We start from the raw sequence: 15,903 nt of genomic DNA on the forward strand, positions 1-15,903 counted from the left end.
ATCGCATGCGCCGCCGACTCATCATCGAAATTATTCTCGTTCTCGCCGTCACCTTCGGCATGAGTGGGCTTCGCTCGTGCCTCAAGCTTATCGACGCCTACCTCACCGCCCCCTTAAACGAGCAATCCACCACCCTGGTGCAGCCCTCTTCCTCCGTCAGCTGGCTGGACCTCGCACTGCAGGTCACGTCTGCGGGCACGCTTATCGCGTGGGGCGCGCTCGCCTGGTTTCTGCTGGGAAGCCGCTGGTGCTGGCCGAAGTGGAGAGACCTCGCGCACGGGGCAGGGCTCGCCGCCGCGATCGGGTTGCCGGGTCTGGCGTTCTACGTGGCCGCTGTACACCTGGGCTTGTCGAAGGTGGTGGTGCCCGCTACCGACGCGGTGCGGATCCCGACCTCGCTTGTCTGGTCCTTTGCCAACGGGTTTGGCGAAGAGGTCGTGGTGGTGGCCTACCTGGTCACCCGGCTTCTGCAGCTGGGTTGGCTACCCTGGCAGGTGGTGGCTGCCTCTGCTGTGCTGCGCGGCTCTTACCACCTCTACCAGGGGGTTTCCGCGGGCCTGGGCAACATCGTGATGGGTGTGGTCTTCGCCGCCTACTTTCTCTGGCGGAATAAGGGCAAAGAGTCCGCGGCCGCAGACTGGATCGCGCCCGTGTGGGCGCTGGTGCTCGCCCACTTTCTCATCGACGCTGTGGCATTTATCGGCTACCCGCTTGTCGACCTCTCCTGGTTAGGCATTCAGTAGCGCACATTCCCGGCGAACTCCCAGCGCGCGGCGCTACGAACAGGTAGGCCACATGCGCCACAGCCGTTACACTAAGTGCATGTCTTCGACGCCGCGCTCCAACGACCCCCGCGACCGCGCGGGGGAATACGTGCTGGGCAAGGACGGGAAACCACTGGTCGACCGCTACGGCAGGCCGATCCGCCGCCGCCCGGTCCAGCGCCCAAGCCAGCCCCACACCCCGGAGCGCACCCACCAGGTCCCCGAGTTCACGCGCGTGGAACGGCCCCAGCCTGCGCAGCGGCCCCCGCGTCCGCGCCAGGAGTTCCCCGAGTACCAGCCGCGCCGCACACCAACGTACTCGCGGCCCGCACCCGAGCCGGTGCCGGCGCAGGTATCAAAGCGGCGTCAGCGGGGGCCGGCGCCGCGGCGTCGTAAAGCAAAAGCCCCTGGCTGCGCCACCATCCTGGCGATCTTGCTGGTGCTGCTCGTCGCGGGCACCCTGCTTACCGACGCCCGCCTCACCCGCACCCAAGCGCTACCCGAACAGCGAATCGCGAACACCGCGGGCACGAACTGGCTGCTCGTCGGCTCCGACTCGCGCACGGGCCTGAGTGAGAAGGACGTCGAAAGGCTCGGCACCGGCGGGGACCTAGGCACGACCCGCACCGACACGATCATGCTGCTGCACATCCCTCTGCGCGGCGAAGCGACACTCATCTCCATCCCACGCGACTCGTACGTGCCGATCCCCGGCTTCGGATACGACAAGATCAACGCCGCCTTCGCCTTCGGCGGGGCGCCACTACTCGCCCAGACGGTGGAGGAAAACACAGGGCTGCGCGTAGACCGCTACGCCGAAATCGGCATGGGCGGGCTGGCGAACGTGGTCGACGCCGTCGGCGGTGTGGAGATCTGCGTGTCAGAAGCCATCGATGATCCGCTGGCCAACCTCAACGTGCAGCCGGGATGCCAGAAGATGGACGGCGCGACCAGCCTGGGCTACGTGCGCACCCGCGCCACCGCCCAGGGCGACCTGGACCGCGTGATGCGGCAGCGCGAGTTCCTCGGCGCACTCCTGGATCGAGTCACCTCGCCGGCAGTGCTGGTCAACCCCTTCCGCCTCGTGCCGCTCATGTGGACCGCGCCGACCATGTTCGTGGTGGGCACAGGCGACCACATCTGGCACCTCGCGCGTATCCCGCTCGCCATGAGCAGCGGGCTCAACGCGGTGACGATCCCGCTCGGCGGGTTCCAGGACACCGAGGTGGGCAACGTGGTGCTCTGGGACGACGCCGCAGCTGAGGAGCTCTTCGCCTCGTTGAGGTAGGGGTCCCCCTACAAGTAGTCGTAGTTGATCTCCGTGTCCGGGGCGAAGAACACACAGCCGCCCTCCATCGGGCGGAGGTAGATCGTGTCACCCTGGTCCACGGTGATGCCGCGCGGCACCTTGACCGTGATCCGGTCGCCGCGCACGGCGATCTTCTCGTCGGCCTGCTCCTGGCGGTGCCCGTACACGTAGTGCTCGGAGCCCAGGTGCTCCACGATGTCGACTGCCACCGGCATCCCGTACTCTTCACCCGGCTGGTTTACGCCGATAATCTCCCAGTTCTCCGGGCGCACGCCCACGATGACTCGGTCGGATTGCACCTTCGCCATCTGGTCCGCGGGCATCCGGTAGTCCAGCGCGTGGTCCTTGCCACCGACGACGCGGCCGTCGATCACCGGCACCTGCTCAATCAGCGTCATCGCTGGCGAGCCGATGAAGCTGGCCACGAAGGTATTGCCGGGGTTCTCGTAGAGCGTCTTCGGGGAATCGACCTGCTGGATGATGCCGTTGTTCAGCACGCAGACACGATCGCCCATGGTCATCGCCTCGGTCTGGTCGTGGGTGACGTAGACGGTGGTGGCGCGCAGTTCGCGCTGCAACTGCAGGATCTGGGCGCGGGTAGACACGCGCAGCTTCGCGTCCAGGTTGGACAGCGGCTCGTCCATAAGGAAAACCTTCGGCTGGCGCACGATCGCGCGCCCCATCGCCACGCGCTGGCGCTGGCCGCCCGACATGGCGGAGGGCTTGCGGTCGAGCAGGTCCTCGAGCTCGAGCATCTTCGCGGCGAACGCGACGCGCTCGTCGATCGTCGCCTTGTCCGTTTTCGCGTTCTGTAGGGCGAACGCCATGTTCTGGCGCGCCGTCATGTTGGGGTAGAGCGCGTAGGACTGGAACACCATGGCGACGTCGCGGTCGCGTGAGCGGGTTTCGGTCACGTCCGCGCCGTCGATAAGCACCTGCCCCTCGTCCACCGGCTCGAGGCCAGCGAGCATGCGCAGGGTGGTGGACTTGCCGCAGCCGGAGGGCCCGACGAGTACCAGGAACTCGCCGTCGGCGATCCCCAAGTTGAGGCGGCTGACCGCCGGGGGCTTTTCCGGATCATAGATCCTGGAGGCCTGGCGGAATTCGACAGTAGCCATGGTGTCCTTTCAGTCCTTACTACAGCTTCGGCGTGATATCGCGGTCGATCACGTCCTGGGTTTCCTTCTGCAGATCCTCGAAGGCCTGCTCCACGTCCTGGCCGCCAACGGTGATGCGGTCGAGCACGCCGCCTATGCGCTGGCCACCGCCCGGTACGAAGACGCGGGCGTAATCCTGCGGCTTGGTGTTCTCGTTCAGCTGCTTGATTGCAGTCTCGGCGTTCGGGTTCTCCTCAAGGAACTTCTTCTCCTCCGGATCCTCCAGAGCGTCCTTGCGCACCGGCATGTAGCCCGTGGCCTGGGAGAACTTGATGGTGTTTTCGGTGTTGGTGATGAAGTCGATGAACTTCACGGCGTTCGCCTTGCGCTCATCAGAAATACCGGCCGGTACCGCCAGGCCCGCGCCACCGGTGGCTGCCGACGGGCCGGGGCCCGGCAGGTAGGTGGTGATGAACGGGATGGTCGCGGTCTCGTTCAGCCCGCCCAGGGAGCCGGTGGACTGAAGCAGCCCGGCAGCCTTGCCGGAGCCGAAGGCCACGGTCGGGTCGGTGGCGATCTCGATGTGGCCTTCCTGGACCTGCTCCTGCAGGAACTTGCCGGCCTCGATGGACTCCGGCGAGGTGAAGTTCGGCTCCCACTCATTGGAGTAGGAACCGCCGAAGGCCCAGATCATGCCCTGGAAGTACCAGTCCAGGTAGTTGGAGCCGTCCGGCACGACCACAGCGGGCTTGTCCAGCTTGTCCTTGATGGCGGTGGCCCACTCATCAAACTCCTCCCAGCTCTCCGGGCCGCGGTCGGTAGGTAGGCCGGCTGCCTCCAGGTCATCGGTGTTCCAGTACATGAGGTTGGTGGAACGGGAGTAGGGCACGCCGTAGTGCTTGTCGTTGTAGGTGTAGTCCTCACGCAGGGTGTCGACGTAGCTATCGGCGTCGATGTTGTTCATCTCCCACAGCTCGTCCAGCGGCGTGGTCGCGTCGTTGAGTGCGAAGTTGAACCAGGTCACGTCGGAGGCGATCACCACGTCCGGCAGGTCGCCGCCGGCCAGGGCGGCGTTGAAGCGCTGCGCGACCTCCTCGTAGTTGGAGCCTGCGGTAACCAGCTTCACCTTCAGGTCCGGGTTCTCCTCCTCAAACGCGGCGATGAGCTCTTCCTCCATGTCCTTAGACGAACCGGGGTGGTTGGACCAGAAGGTAATGGTGTTCGCGTCGCCGGACTCAGCGGACTCGGAGCCGCCGTTGGAGTCGTTCGAGGCGGTGGTGGACCCACCCGCGCAGGCGGTCAGGGTGATGGTGGTCAGCAGTGCGGCGCCGAGGGCGGCGAAGCGCTTGGTGTTGCGAGACATGGGAAAACTCCTTGTAATGGTGTGTGAACAGGTAGGTGGTACGGGGTCAGGGATCAGCCCTTGACCGCGCCCGCGGTCAGGCCCTTAATCATCGGCTTCTGCAGTAAGAGGAAGACGATGAGCATGGGTAGCGTGGTCAAAACGGTGCCGGCCATGACCGGGGCCCAGTTGGTCACGCCCTCCGCATCTTGCAGGCGGGTCAGGCCGACCGGCAGCGTGGCCGCCGCGGTCGTGTCCGTGATCAGGAAGGGCCAGAGGTACTGGTTCCACTCGTTGACCACGGTGATCAGTACGAACGCGGAGAGCGTGGGCCAGGACATGGGCAGCACCACGCGGAAGAGCGTGGTGAAGAATCCGGCACCGTCCATCCGCGCGGCTTCGAGAATCTCCGGCGGCAGCGACTGGAAGTGGTTGCGCATGAGGAAGGCACCGAAGGCCACGCCGGCCAGCGGGATGATCACGCCCGCGTAGGTATCGCGCCAGCCCAGCGAGGCCACCAGTGAGTAGTTCGAGATAATGGTGATCTGGTTGGGCACCATCAGCGCTGCAATAACCAGGAGGAACAGCAGGTTGCGGCCGGGGAAGCGCAGGAACGCGAAGGCATAGGCCGAGAGCACCCCGAGGACGACCTCGACCACGGTGAGCACCAGGGTGATGATCAGCGAGTTCTTCAGGTAGCTGGCAAAGCCGGAGGTCTGCCACACATACGAGTAGTTCTCCGCCATGAACGGGTCGGGCCAGAAGGTGATCGGGTCCGAGTAGACGTCCTGGAAGGACTTAAAGCTGGTGATGAAAATGAAGTACAGCGGCACCATGATCAAAAGCACGGTGCACACCAGCGCGAAGTAGCCGATTGCTTTGACCACGGGGCTCGTATGGTCCATCGGCTCGCCCTTGCGCTTGCGCTGGGCATCGGTGATCACCGGCTCGGCGTCCGACTGTGTACCGGGCACCGGCGGCAGGACCTTGGCGACTGCGGGGATGGACTGTTTTGCGGACATCTACTTCTCCATCCTTTCCTGCAGCTTGATCTGCGCCACAGTAACGACCAGCACCACCAGGAACATGATGGTGGCCACCGCGGCACCGTAGCCCGCACGGTTGTTAATGAACGTCTCCTGGTAGACCTGGAACACCATCGTGGAGGTGCCGTAACCGAAGGGCCCGCCGCCGGTCATGACGTTGATGATGTCGAAGACCTGGAAGGAGTTGAGCAGCACCGTGATCAGCAGGAAGAAGGTGGTGCCGCGCAGCTGCGGCAGCACGACGCGGAAGAAGTGACGGACCGGCGGAGTCCCGTCGATCTCCGAGGCCTCATCCAAGTCGCGGCGACGCCCCTGCAACGCGGCGAGGTAAATAACGAAGACGTAGCCGACGTTCTTCCAGATATACGTCACCGTGATCATAAACAGCGCCCAGTTCTGCTGCTGGTAGAAGTTGGGCACTTCCACCCCGATCAGTCCCAGAAAGTACTGGATAAGCCCGTAGTTAGGGTCGAAGACGAATTGGAAGGCCACGCCGATCGCGGCACCGGCGATGACGTAGGGCGCAAACACCATGGAGCGCACCGCCGAGCGCCCGAACAGCTTCTGGTCCAGCAACAGCGCGAGCGCCAGGCCCAGCACCATGGAGCCCACGACCGCGAAGAACGTAAACACGAAGGTGTTAAACACCACGCGGGAGGTATCTGATGCCTGGAACCAGTCAATGTAGTTGCGCAGGCCCACGAACTGCATCGTGGGCGAGGAGATGTTCCAGTCGTAGAAGGAGATGCGGATGTTATCTACCAGCGGACGGTAGGTAAACAGGATAAGCAGCGCAAGGTTCGGCCCGATGAGCAGGGCCGCGAGCCCAACCTGGCGCCAGTCCACCTTCAGCTTCCGCGGGGTGCGCGCAAAGTCCGCGGAGACCTCCGGGACTTCGGAGACCGCGGGAATGCGCGCGCCTAGCTGCTGTGAAGTTTGCATACGGGAGAGGCTAAGGGGGCTGGGTAAACCCTCGGTATACGGCAGGTAGTTTCTGAGAGAATTGCCGTTGAATTTCCTCTCCCGCTCGTGACTAGATGGTCACCTGACGGGACTTGATGTTGTCCAGCTGCTTGCGCTCATCCGCGTTGAGCTGCGCATCGTTGGCGTACTCCGCCTCAATCTTCGCGTTCAAGTTCTCCAGCGCGTCCTTGTAGGACTCCGGCGCAACCTCCGGGTCCAGGTCCCACACGGGCACGACCACGCCGTGCGTGCGGAAGGCACCGGCAAACTTCGTGCCCTCGCCCAGCACCAGCTCGCCCTTCGCGGCGATGCGAGCAAGCGCCGCGAGCATCTTGGCCTCGTTGTCCTCGGTGCGGATCCAACGGATGTGCGCCTTACCGCCACCCGGGTTGACCCACCACACAGCGCCCGGGACCTCTGCCTCGACCTGCGCGGAAGGCCACACCGCGTCGTTGGCCTGGGTCATCGCCTGGCGCAGCTGCGCGGGCACGTCCTCGCCCTCGGCGAACCACCAGTTGAAGTCGGGGTAGGTGGTCACCTGCGGGGTCCACGCCGCGTCGATAAGCGAGGAAAGCTCCGGCTGGCTCCCGTCAGCGGCGGTGGACTGCAGCGACTCGCCCGGCTTCGCCCCAACCACCCACTGCAGGGCGTATGCGAGGTCACGCCCCGGGTTCTGCGAGTGGGACGCGGCTTGCAGCGCCACGAGGCGCTCACCGCCCTGCGCCTCCTCGCGTACGAGCGCCGCGCCCGCACCAGGCAGCACCGTCACCAGCGTCACCTCAGTCCCATCGACCTCAAGCTTTGCGCTTGCCGACGGCACAAATTCCTGCATCGCGATCAAGTCCGCCTCAGCAGCCAGCCCGCCGAAGGGGCGCGGGTCCTTCTGCAGCGCCTCGCGCTCCTTGGCGCGCGCGGCCAGCTTCGCCTGGCGGCGGGTCATGCCCTCGGGCAGATCTTCTTGCTTCTTACGCTTCTTCTTAGCCATGCGACAAATCTACCGCAAGCTGCGGCAGGTCTGTTGCCATGAGCTCCACTCCGTGCGTAAGGCACCAGGTCATCTCGCGCGGCTGGTTCACCGTCCACACGTATGCGGGCTCACGCATCGACTCTCGCTGCGCCTGGGTGATCGAGGGACCCAGGCCAGTTGCGCCGCGAAGGTCGGTGGGCAGCGCCTCTGCAGGGTCGCAGAGCAAGAAGGAGGGCACCTGCGGCAAAAGTGTGCGGAAGCGCTCGATCGCCTCCGGGTTAAAGGAGATGCAGGCAACCTGCTCGCCGTCATCCATCCCGCGGGCGCGCACGATATCCGCTACGGCCTCATCCAACCGCGCGCCAAAGGGCGAGGGGTGCTTGGTCTCAATCAGCACCCGCTTGCCCGGGTGAGCGGCGACGAGCTCTAGCAGCTCGTCGAGCAGCATGATCTGCTCCGGGGAATCCTCCGTGCCGAAATTCAGCTCGCGCAGCTGCGTAAGCTCCAGCTCGGCCACGGCCCCCGTGCCGTTGGAGGTGCGGTCTACAGTCAGGTCGTGGATGATCACCACGTGCCCGTCTTTGGTCATGTTCACGTCGCACTCCACACCCGCGATGTCGAGCGCCAACGACTGCGCAAACGCGCCGCGCGTGTTTTCACAAGTGTCGCCGTTGTTGCCGCGATGGGCGATAATGCCGGTCATCAGGCCTGCACCGTCGCCGGGGTCTGCGTACGCACAGATTGCGCCCGTGCGAAGGTATCCAACGCGAGATTCGGCAGATCGGTGGCCAGCACGTCCACCTTGTTTTCCAGGCACCACATCATCTGCCGCGGCGTATTGACCGTCCAGGTGTACGTCTTCAAACCGCGCAGTCCCAGCAGCTGCTTCTTCGCCTGCAGGTGCTGGATGGCCGGGCCTACCCCGTAGGGACGCGAGAACATCGCGTTGCCCGGGTTCCACTTCTTCTCCCGCAGGCGGAAGAGGTAATAGGTCTCCAGCTGCGGCGCCATGCGGGTGAAGTAGCGCATGGCTTTGTGGGAGAAAGAGATGATGTGCACGCGCTCGTCGTCAAGCAGCTTGGCGTAGGCCAACGCACGCAGAGTCTGCTCGTCCACCTCGGGACCGTAGATGGTGGGGTGCTTCGTCTCGATGTAGAGGTGCTTGTCCGGGTAGTCCTGCATGAGCTCGAGCAGTTCCTCGAGCAGCATGATCTGTTGCGGATCTTCCTCGGTGCCGCAGTTGAGCTCGCGCAGCTGCGCAAAGTCGAGGCAGTCGACGCGCCCGCGCCCGTTGGTGGTGCGCGAAACATTTGTGTCGTGGAAGACCACGAGCCTGCCGTCGCGGCTCAGCCGCACATCGCATTCAATGCCATGAATAGGAAGTTTTAGCGCTTCTTCAAACGCTCGCCTGGTCAGCTCAGGGTACATGCCGGAAAATCCGCGGTGCGCAACGATGTGTGTCTGGCTCACAGTCTCCAAACCTACAACGGGTTTACGCCCCGCGCGACTTGTAAAACTTTGCCATAATGCGGTACATGCGCGTTGCCAAGCTTTTCGACGCCCGCCGTGCATTCCAACGCGCCCGGGGCCGCTACAGTTTCGACCGCCACGGCCTGCTCGCCGCCCCGCTCGCGGCGGTCGAGGTGCTCGCCGACCTCTCCCCCGTCGTGCGCATGCGCGGGCTACGCCGCCTGCCGAATTCCTTCCGCTCCGGCGTCGTTGGCGCCGAAATCGCCACCTGGGGCGCGGTGTCTCCCTCGCTGCTGCCCAGGCGGTGGTGGACGACGGCCGCGAACGTGGCGATCTGCCAGGCGGTGGGCCATATGCTCGGCACAGGTGCAGGCAGCATCGCCCGGGCCGTGGGAGCCAGCGGACCGCGGGGCAAGAACGCGAACCCGGCGCGCATCGCCATGAGCGCGCTTACTGTGGCGGCCTATGCATCCGCTGCCCGCGCGCACGCGAAGCAGAAGACACTGGTGAGCACGCCGCACCCGGTCAAAAGGGGCGAAACGCTCGTTGGTCTTTCGCTCGGCACGCTTGGCTACGGGGCGATGCTGCTTGTGGGCGAGCTCGTGCAAACCTCCGTCGACCGCGTCAATGCGGTCTTCGGTCGCAAGCTTCCACCGGTGACGTCTTGGCCGCTGGCCATTCTCGCGGTGGCGGGCGCTGCTTACGTTTTTGCGGACCGACTGGTGGTGCGCAACTTTATGTCCACCGTGTACAAGGAGGCCGAGGAGCTCAACCGCGAGTTCTTAAGCGGCGCGCCGCAGCCGCACGAGCCGCAGCGTTCCGGCTCACCTGCCTCTACGGAGCCGTGGCGCACGATGGGCAGGCAGGGCCGCGCCGTGGTGTCGGGCGGGCCGCGCGCGCACGACATCGCGCACGTAATCGAGGCACCTTTGCACGAGGTCAAGGAGCCGATCCGCATCTTCATTGGGCTGCGTGACGGCGAGCGCAGCCGCAGCTACGAGGAGATGGCCGAGGCCGCGCTACGCGAGATGGATCGCACGGGTGCCTGGGAGCGCGGGCACATCGCCGTGATGTCATCGGCCGGCACGGGCTGGATCAATGACTTCCACACCTCGGGCTTCGAGTTCGTCGCCCGCGGCGACAGCGCGATCGTGGCGATGCAGTACTCGTATGTGCCCTCGCTGTACTCCTACCTGGCGGATCGTGAGTCGGCGGTGCAGTCTTCGCGCCTGCTTATCGACGCTATCCGGAAACGCATCTCCCGCCTCGACACCTCCACCCCGCCGAAGCTGTACGTCGGCGGCGAGTCCCTTGGTGCCTACGGGGTCGCGGATGCGTTCCAGGATCCGGAGCAGCTCTTGTCGCGTACCTCGGGTGGGGTGTTTACCGGGGCACCGGGTTTTTGCAGCACGCTGACCACGCTGACCCAGCGGCGCGAGCAGGGCAGCCCGCAGCGCTTGCCGGTGGTCGACGGTGGCCGTCACTTCCGCTTCATCGCGCACCCGGACCACCTGGAGCACGATTTCGCTGGCAAGGCCTACGACGCCGAGTGGAAGTTCCCGCGCGCCGTGTTCGCGCAGCACGCCTCCGATCCGGTGGTGTGGTGGGACGCCGCGCTGCTGTGGCGGGCCCCCGACTGGTTGAAAGAGCCCGGCTCTCGCGGCGTACCGGCCCCCGCAGCGCAGCACTTGGATGTGTTGCACACGCTGCGTTGGTGGCCTTTTGTCACCTTCTGGCAGGTGGGCATCGACCAGGTCAGCTCGAACGAGTACGACGCCCCGCACGGGCACAACTACCACGCGGAAACAGTCGCTGCCTGGAACAAGGTGCTCGACGGCGGACTTACCCAAGGCGAGCTCGCACGCGTCAACCGGTGGATCCACGCGGACTCGACCAAGCTGCGCGCCTAAATACCGCCTAAATATACCGCCTAAATATACCGCCTAAATGCCGCAAGCCACCCCGGTGGAGTGGTGCGGGCAGTAGCCGTTTGGCACCTTATACAGGTACTGCTGGTGCTCGTCCTCGGCCAGGTAGTAGTCCACGCCAGCGCGGACCTCGGTGGTCATCTCCCCGTAGCCCGCCTGGCTCAGTTGCGCGCCGTAGGCATCGCACCACTGTTGTATTTGGGCCGCCTCTTCCTCGGTGTCCGGGTAGAAGGCGGAACGGTACTGCGTGCCCGTGTCGTTGCCCTGGCGGTAGCCCTGCGTCGGGTCGTGCGCTTCGAGTGCGGTGCGCACCAGCTCCTTCAGGCTGATCTTTTCCGGGTCGTAGACCACCTCAACGACTTCCGTGTGGTTGGTTTTGCCGGTGCACACTTCTCCGTAGGTGGGGTTCGGGGTCACGCCGCCGCCGTAGCCCACCGAGGTGGACTCGACGCCGTCAAGCTCCCAGAACATCTTTTCCGCGCCCCAGAAGCAGCCGATGCCCAGGCGCAGGCGGCGCTGCCCCGGTTTCCACGGGCCGGTGATCGGGGTGCCCAGTACGGCGTGCGGCTGCGGGGCAGCAAGGATCGGCTCACTGCGGCCGGGCAGGGTCTGCTCGGCGGGGAGAAGTCGTGGTGTCGGCGCAAAAAGAAAACCCATAGTTCCCACAACGTACACGTCCGGGAAGGATATTCCGCGGATAATTTCATTGCAGGAAATCAAGATTTGGCTACTATGGGCTTCGTCATCACAAGCTGACGAAAGGATTTAGCACAATGGCTGTTTACGAGCTTCCGGATCTCCCGTACGCATACGATGCACTGGAACCGCACATCTCCGAAGAGATTATGACGCTGCACCACGACAAGCACCACGCAACCTACGTTGCTGGCGCAAACGCCGCGCTCGAGGCACTCGAGGCGGAGCGCAACGGCGAGGCTAACCCGGACAAGCTGCGCGCACTGTCCAAGAACCTGGCGTTCAACCTGGGCGGCCACACCAACCACTCCATCTTCTGGAAGAACATGGCACCGAACGCTGGTGGCAACCCGACCGGCGAGATCGCTGAGGCCATCGACCGCGACTTCGGTTCCTTCGAGGCATTCCAGAAGCACTTCTCCGGTGTCGCCACCGGCCTGCAGGGCTCCGGCTGGGCTGTCCTGGGCTACGACCACATCGCTGGCCGCCTGGTCATCCAGCAGCTGACCGACCAGCAGGGCAACGTCTCCGTTGACTTCACCCCGGTCCTCATGCTGGACATGTGGGAGCACGCTTTCTACCTCCAGTACAAGAACGTCAAGGCTGACTACGTCAAGGCTTGGTGGAACGTTGTGAACTGGGACGACGTCAACGAGCGCTACGCCGCTGCGTCCAAGTAAGCCCTAGTCACACCTGGGTGAAACGCCCGCGCCAGTGGCGCGGGCGTTTTTCTATGCCTCCAAGGCTCGTAGCGCAAGCACAACGCCCGCCGCATCAGGAGGTGCATGCGGCGGGCGTTGTAGTTCACTAGATTCACGACGAGTCCTGTAAGGAACCCGCCTAATACTTTAGGTTAGGCTCACCTTATCGCGCAAGGGTTTGGGCAAAAAACTTTTCAAGTCGTTGCGCCGCCGCCCGAAATGGAGAACCATGGGACGGTATGAGAAAAGGGTCAATGGAGTACCGCCGGGCGTCGATAGGCATGCTGCTCGTGGGGCTCGCGATCTTCTCCTCCCTCTACGCCACCCAGGCGCTGCTTCCCACGCTTACCCGCGAGATGGACATCGAGCCCTCCACGGCGGCGTTGACGGTATCCGCGGCCACCGGCGCGCTGGCGATCTGCGTCGTCCCGGCCTCCATCCTGTCCGAGAAGTTCGGGCGCGGACGAGTGCTGATCATCTCCGCGCTCGCCGCCACCGCACTCGGGCTCGCCCTCCCGCTAGCGCAAACCATCGGCCAGCTCGTCGTACTCCGCGCCGTCCAGGGCGCACTGCTGGCCGGCACCCCCGCTGTCGCAATGGCGTGGCTTTCCGAAGAACTCGACGAGCGCGACCTCGCCGGCGCGATGGGACTCTACATCGCTGGCACCTCCGTCGGCGGGCTCACCGGCCGCCTCATCCCCGCCTTCATGCTGGAGCTCACCGGCTGGCGCTGGGCACTGGCCACCAGCGCGGCGGTGAGCCTCATCCTCGCGATCGCGACCGCGCTACTGCTGCCGGAGCAGCGCAACTTCCGCCCGAAGGCCTCGATCCGCCCGGCAGCCGAGTTCCGCGCCGTAGCCCGCCACCTGGGCAACCCCCGCCTCGTCGGTCTTGTGGCCACCGCGTTTATCGCCATGGGCGTGTTCGTCTCCATGTACAACTTCTTCGGCTTCCGCGCCATCAACGACTTCGGTCTGGCCCCCTCGCTCGCCGGGCTGACATACGTGATGTACCTCTCCGGCACCTGGTCCAGCGCCCGCGCCGGCACCTTCGTTTCCCGCTTCGGCCGCGGCCGCGTCGTGCTCGCCGCTGCAGTACTCATGCTCACCGGCGCGCTCGTCGGTGCCAGTGGCAACCTCTACGTCACGCTTGCCGGCCTGCTTATCTTCACCGCCAGCTTCTTCGCCCTGCACTCCACCGCCTCCGGGTGGGTCGGGCTCATCGCGGATAAGGACCGCGCGGAGGCATCGAGCCTGTACGTCTTCTGCTACTACATGGGCTCTTCGCTTTTGGGCGCGACCACTGGTTGGGCCTTCGAGGCGCTCTCCTGGGCCGGCTTCGTCGGCGTGCTCGCGGCCATGCTCGCCGTGCTCATCGCCATTGCCGCAGCTCTCGCCGTGGCGGAGAAGCGCATATAGCAGGGGCAGGCCCGGCGCGCCCGCGTCCAAGAACTCGCGCACCGCGCGGGTGGCGCGGCAGTCGTCCTCGTTGTACTGCAAAAGCGTCGCCCGCGCCTGCGCCCCCGCTTCGTCGTCGCGGCGCGCTTGCCTGCGCAAGGCTACCGACGCCTCACCATCCACATCATCGTCCTCCCAGGTAAAGCCGACGACGGGGCCGAGCACTTTCAGCCCCAGCCCGTCGGTGCCCACCAAATGTTGGCGCACGTACGCAAACACGTCGACCCACTCGTCAGAGGCGATAAACGCCTGGACCTCAGCCAGCGCCACGGTGTCGAAGCGCTTCGCCGAGGATTTGAGCCAGTGGTTCTCCCCGCCCGCGGCGTAGCAGTAGGCCGCAAAGGTCTTGCCCTCCGCGTGCGCGGCATCGCGGCGCGCCATCAGCCAGCGCCAGAACTCGGTGAAGTTGCGCTCTTCCGCCTCGCCCCCGACCTCCTCCCAGATAACGAAGGGGTGGTAGGCCTCGCCGTCAAAGGCACCCCACAGGTACGCGCCCTGGTCCAGGTAGGCCTCCATGTCCACATCGATCTCCACGTCCGCGCGCGGTACGTGCACCGGGCCGCGGCGCTTGAGCACCGGCACGCCCTCGCGCCAGGCCTGCGCGATGCGTGAGGCGTCGCCCACGTCGGCGTCGATAAGCTGGCCCACGGTGTCAATACCGCGCTCGCGCCACTGATCTCCGCGGCCGCCGGAGAACACGAGCGAGATGTCGTCCATCTCCTCGAGCTTTTCTCCGCACAGCGGCCAGAAGCGGCAGGTCGCGCACTGCTTCAGCCGACGCGGCTCGGGCGGGATCGGGGTTTCCAGCGCGCGTTTGAGCGGCGGGATGAACCGGGCAAGCTCGCCGACATAGGCGCGCTCGCGGTCCTGGCCGATCACGCCGCCGCGGCCTGAGGCCTTCTCTCCGAGCAGGAGGTGCGCCATGGCGAGCGTGTAGCCGTCGATGGTGTGGTGGCGCGGCTTCGCCTGCACCTCAAGCGGCGCGCCCAAGCCCAGCCTGCCGGTGGGCACCATCAACGCTAAAGACGCCGGATCCTTGCGCGCTACGCGATGGTTCGACACGATCACCGGCATATACCCCGCGTCAGTGCGCACCAGCACGTCGATCTTGCACACGACGCGGACGCCGTCAATCTCGCCGCATAACACCGCCCGCGTAATCAGGTGTGCGCCGCGGCGCAGCGCGGCTCGCGTCTCACCGTCGCGAAGCTCAAGCTCTTCCGAAGTATCGGCGGTGGCCAAGTCGACGCGGACGAAGGCTTTGCCCCGCCCGTCGCCCACCGCGCGCTTGACCGGCAGCGCCGCGAACACCAACGCCCGGGCGGCGGCGAGCTGTGCCTGACGCGACTGGCCCGCCGGGGTGGGGCCGACCTCCGGGTGGGCCAAACGCTGGCGCAACCGGTACCTGCAGCCCACGAGATCTGCGGGGCGGACCTGAAACGGCTCATTCACAATAGTGACCACAATACCTGCCTGGCGGGTAAGATCGGCGGCAGCGAAAAACAACACCACAAAGGAGTACCTCCCCAATGGGACTTTTTGAAGCCATCCGTAAAGCCCGCGCGCGCACCAAGGCCGAGATTAAGGCCGCCGAGGCCCGCGCCCGCAAACTGGCCAAGGAGCAGGCGAAGGCGGACCAGAAGACCGCCAAGCTTTTAGACAAGGCAGAGAAGCGCCTCCTGAAGGAGGAGAAGAAGGGGCTCAAGCGCAAGCGCAAGCACGAGGAGAAGCTGGCTAAGGCTCACCTCAAGCGCATCGAGGAGTCCGGCCTGACCCAGAAGAAGGCGAAGCAGTGGGTCAGCGCTTCCCGCGTCCTTGTGCCGGTACTGCTGCCGCTGGCGTACAAGGCCTACACCTCCTACCAGCAGAACCGCATCAACACCCGCGCCGCAGGCATTGGCGTTGACCCGCAAGACCTCGCCCGCCACTCGGGCCGCGGGGCGGAACTCAAGGCGCGTATCGACGCGCTGCGTACCACCCTCGAGCACACCGAGTCCCTGCCGTCCGGCTTCCGCGGCGACGCGAAGGTGCGCCTCAACAGCCTGGCCCGCAACGTGCGCGACGCGGAGCACCTCAACCCGGAGCAGCGCCGCCTGGCTTACGCTTCCGTGGAAAACGAGCTGGCAGAGCTCGGTGCCGAGATCACCAAGAAGGCGAACTAGT

Annotated in this window: 14 protein-coding genes and 1 pseudogene; 6 read left to right on the forward strand and 9 right to left on the reverse strand. The window is 65.2% G+C overall.

Going from position 1 to position 15,903, the window contains the following annotated elements:
- Positions 1–5: 5 nt before the first annotated feature.
- Together CIMIT_RS10955 and CIMIT_RS10960 are read left to right on the forward strand one after the other, a co-directional pair.
- Positions 6–743 (forward strand): CPBP family intramembrane glutamic endopeptidase, encoded by a 738-nt coding sequence (locus CIMIT_RS10955; RefSeq protein ID WP_038592946.1) that lies wholly within the window; start codon positions 6–8, stop codon positions 741–743.
- 79 nt (positions 744–822) lie between these two features.
- On the forward strand, positions 823–2,052 hold the full coding sequence (locus CIMIT_RS10960; RefSeq protein WP_051904964.1) for an LCP family protein: 1,230 nt from the start codon (positions 823–825) through the stop codon (positions 2,050–2,052).
- 8 nt (positions 2,053–2,060) lie between these two features.
- Here CIMIT_RS10960 and CIMIT_RS10965 read toward each other — a convergent pair whose 3' ends face one another.
- The 7 genes from CIMIT_RS10965 to CIMIT_RS10995 form a co-directional block, all read right to left on the reverse strand.
- On the reverse strand, positions 2,061–3,191 hold the full coding sequence (locus CIMIT_RS10965; protein WP_038592949.1) for an ABC transporter ATP-binding protein: 1,131 nt from the start codon (positions 3,189–3,191) through the stop codon (positions 2,061–2,063).
- 19 nt (positions 3,192–3,210) lie between these two features.
- Positions 3,211–4,533, reverse strand: coding sequence for an ABC transporter substrate-binding protein (locus CIMIT_RS10970; RefSeq protein WP_038592952.1), 1,323 nt, complete (start codon positions 4,531–4,533; stop codon positions 3,211–3,213).
- Positions 4,534–4,586: 53 nt separating this feature from the next.
- Positions 4,587–5,534: a carbohydrate ABC transporter permease gene (locus tag CIMIT_RS10975; protein ID WP_051904965.1), complete on the reverse strand. Its 948-nt coding sequence runs from the start codon at positions 5,532–5,534 to the stop codon at positions 4,587–4,589.
- Complete coding sequence (locus CIMIT_RS10980; protein WP_038592955.1) at positions 5,535–6,500, reverse strand: carbohydrate ABC transporter permease; 966 nt, start codon at positions 6,498–6,500, stop codon at positions 5,535–5,537. It abuts the gene before it with no gap.
- 91 nt (positions 6,501–6,591) lie between these two features.
- Positions 6,592–7,506 carry a DUF5926 family protein gene (locus CIMIT_RS10985; protein WP_038592958.1) on the reverse strand — a complete coding sequence of 305 codons (915 nt, stop codon included), beginning with the start codon at positions 7,504–7,506 and terminating at the stop codon, positions 6,592–6,594.
- Complete coding sequence (locus tag CIMIT_RS10990; protein WP_038592961.1) at positions 7,499–8,191, reverse strand: glycerophosphodiester phosphodiesterase; 693 nt, start codon at positions 8,189–8,191, stop codon at positions 7,499–7,501. Before CIMIT_RS10990 ends, CIMIT_RS10985 begins: the two co-directional genes overlap by 8 nt.
- Positions 8,191–8,958, reverse strand: a complete 768-nt coding sequence (locus tag CIMIT_RS10995) for a glycerophosphodiester phosphodiesterase family protein (protein ID WP_231910300.1) — start codon at positions 8,956–8,958, stop codon at positions 8,191–8,193. The genes CIMIT_RS10990 and CIMIT_RS10995 overlap by 1 nt, the downstream gene beginning before the upstream one ends.
- A 65-nt stretch (positions 8,959–9,023) precedes the next feature.
- Here CIMIT_RS10995 and CIMIT_RS11000 point away from each other — a divergent pair, with 65 nt between their 5' ends.
- Positions 9,024–10,868 (forward strand): alpha/beta-hydrolase family protein, encoded by a 1,845-nt coding sequence (locus tag CIMIT_RS11000; protein WP_084674365.1) that lies wholly within the window; start codon positions 9,024–9,026, stop codon positions 10,866–10,868.
- A gap of 33 nt (positions 10,869–10,901) precedes the next feature.
- Here the strand turns inward: CIMIT_RS11000 and msrA are convergent, their stop codons facing one another.
- A complete protein-coding gene (msrA, locus tag CIMIT_RS11005; RefSeq protein WP_038592964.1) occupies positions 10,902–11,543 on the reverse strand; it encodes a peptide-methionine (S)-S-oxide reductase MsrA in 642 nt (213 codons plus the stop codon).
- 116 nt (positions 11,544–11,659) lie between these two features.
- On the opposite strand from msrA, the gene CIMIT_RS11010 reads away from it, so the two are divergent.
- Together CIMIT_RS11010 and CIMIT_RS13020 are read left to right on the forward strand one after the other, a co-directional pair.
- Positions 11,660–12,262 carry a superoxide dismutase gene (locus CIMIT_RS11010; protein WP_038592968.1) on the forward strand — a complete coding sequence of 201 codons (603 nt, stop codon included), beginning with the start codon at positions 11,660–11,662 and terminating at the stop codon, positions 12,260–12,262.
- 260 nt (positions 12,263–12,522) lie between these two features.
- A complete protein-coding gene (locus CIMIT_RS13020) occupies positions 12,523–13,701 on the forward strand; it encodes an MFS transporter (protein ID WP_407919534.1) in 1,179 nt (392 codons plus the stop codon).
- Between the two features lie 39 nt (positions 13,702–13,740).
- On the opposite strand, the pseudogene CIMIT_RS11020 reads toward CIMIT_RS13020, so the two are convergent.
- Positions 13,741–14,814: pseudogene (locus CIMIT_RS11020) on the reverse strand (TM0106 family RecB-like putative nuclease); the annotation flags it as partial.
- A 455-nt stretch (positions 14,815–15,269) separates the two neighbouring features.
- Here CIMIT_RS11020 and CIMIT_RS11025 point away from each other — a divergent pair.
- Complete coding sequence (locus CIMIT_RS11025) at positions 15,270–15,902, forward strand: DUF6474 family protein (RefSeq protein ID WP_038592974.1); 633 nt, start codon at positions 15,270–15,272, stop codon at positions 15,900–15,902.
- Position 15,903: the final 1 nt, after the last annotated feature.

The sequence above is a fragment of the Corynebacterium imitans genome, assembly GCF_000739455.1.
GTDB lineage: Bacteria > Actinomycetota > Actinomycetes > Mycobacteriales > Mycobacteriaceae > Corynebacterium > Corynebacterium imitans.

Bases quoted from the DNA above. Each gene is read 5' to 3' on its own strand.
- CIMIT_RS10970 (WP_038592952.1), bottom strand. From the start codon at position 4,533: ATGTCTCGCAACACCAAGCGCTTCGCCGCCCTCGGCGCCGCACTGCTG.
- CIMIT_RS11025 (WP_038592974.1), top strand. From the start codon at position 15,270: ATGGGACTTTTTGAAGCCATCCGTAAAGCCCGCGCGCGCACCAAGGCC.
- CIMIT_RS11010 (WP_038592968.1), top strand. From the start codon at position 11,660: ATGGCTGTTTACGAGCTTCCGGATCTCCCGTACGCATACGATGCACTG.
- CIMIT_RS10965 (WP_038592949.1), bottom strand. From the start codon at position 3,191: ATGGCTACTGTCGAATTCCGCCAGGCCTCCAGGATCTATGATCCGGAA.
- CIMIT_RS10960 (WP_051904964.1), top strand. From the start codon at position 823: ATGTCTTCGACGCCGCGCTCCAACGACCCCCGCGACCGCGCGGGGGAA.
- CIMIT_RS10975 (WP_051904965.1), bottom strand. From the start codon at position 5,534: ATGTCCGCAAAACAGTCCATCCCCGCAGTCGCCAAGGTCCTGCCGCCG.
- CIMIT_RS11000 (WP_084674365.1), top strand. From the start codon at position 9,024: ATGCGCGTTGCCAAGCTTTTCGACGCCCGCCGTGCATTCCAACGCGCC.
- CIMIT_RS10985 (WP_038592958.1), bottom strand. From the start codon at position 7,506: ATGGCTAAGAAGAAGCGTAAGAAGCAAGAAGATCTGCCCGAGGGCATG.
- msrA (WP_038592964.1), bottom strand. From the start codon at position 11,543: ATGGGTTTTCTTTTTGCGCCGACACCACGACTTCTCCCCGCCGAGCAG.
- CIMIT_RS10980 (WP_038592955.1), bottom strand. From the start codon at position 6,500: ATGCAAACTTCACAGCAGCTAGGCGCGCGCATTCCCGCGGTCTCCGAA.
- CIMIT_RS13020 (WP_407919534.1), top strand. From the start codon at position 12,523: ATGAGAAAAGGGTCAATGGAGTACCGCCGGGCGTCGATAGGCATGCTG.
- CIMIT_RS10955 (WP_038592946.1), top strand. From the start codon at position 6: ATGCGCCGCCGACTCATCATCGAAATTATTCTCGTTCTCGCCGTCACC.
- CIMIT_RS10990 (WP_038592961.1), bottom strand. From the start codon at position 8,191: ATGACCGGCATTATCGCCCATCGCGGCAACAACGGCGACACTTGTGAA.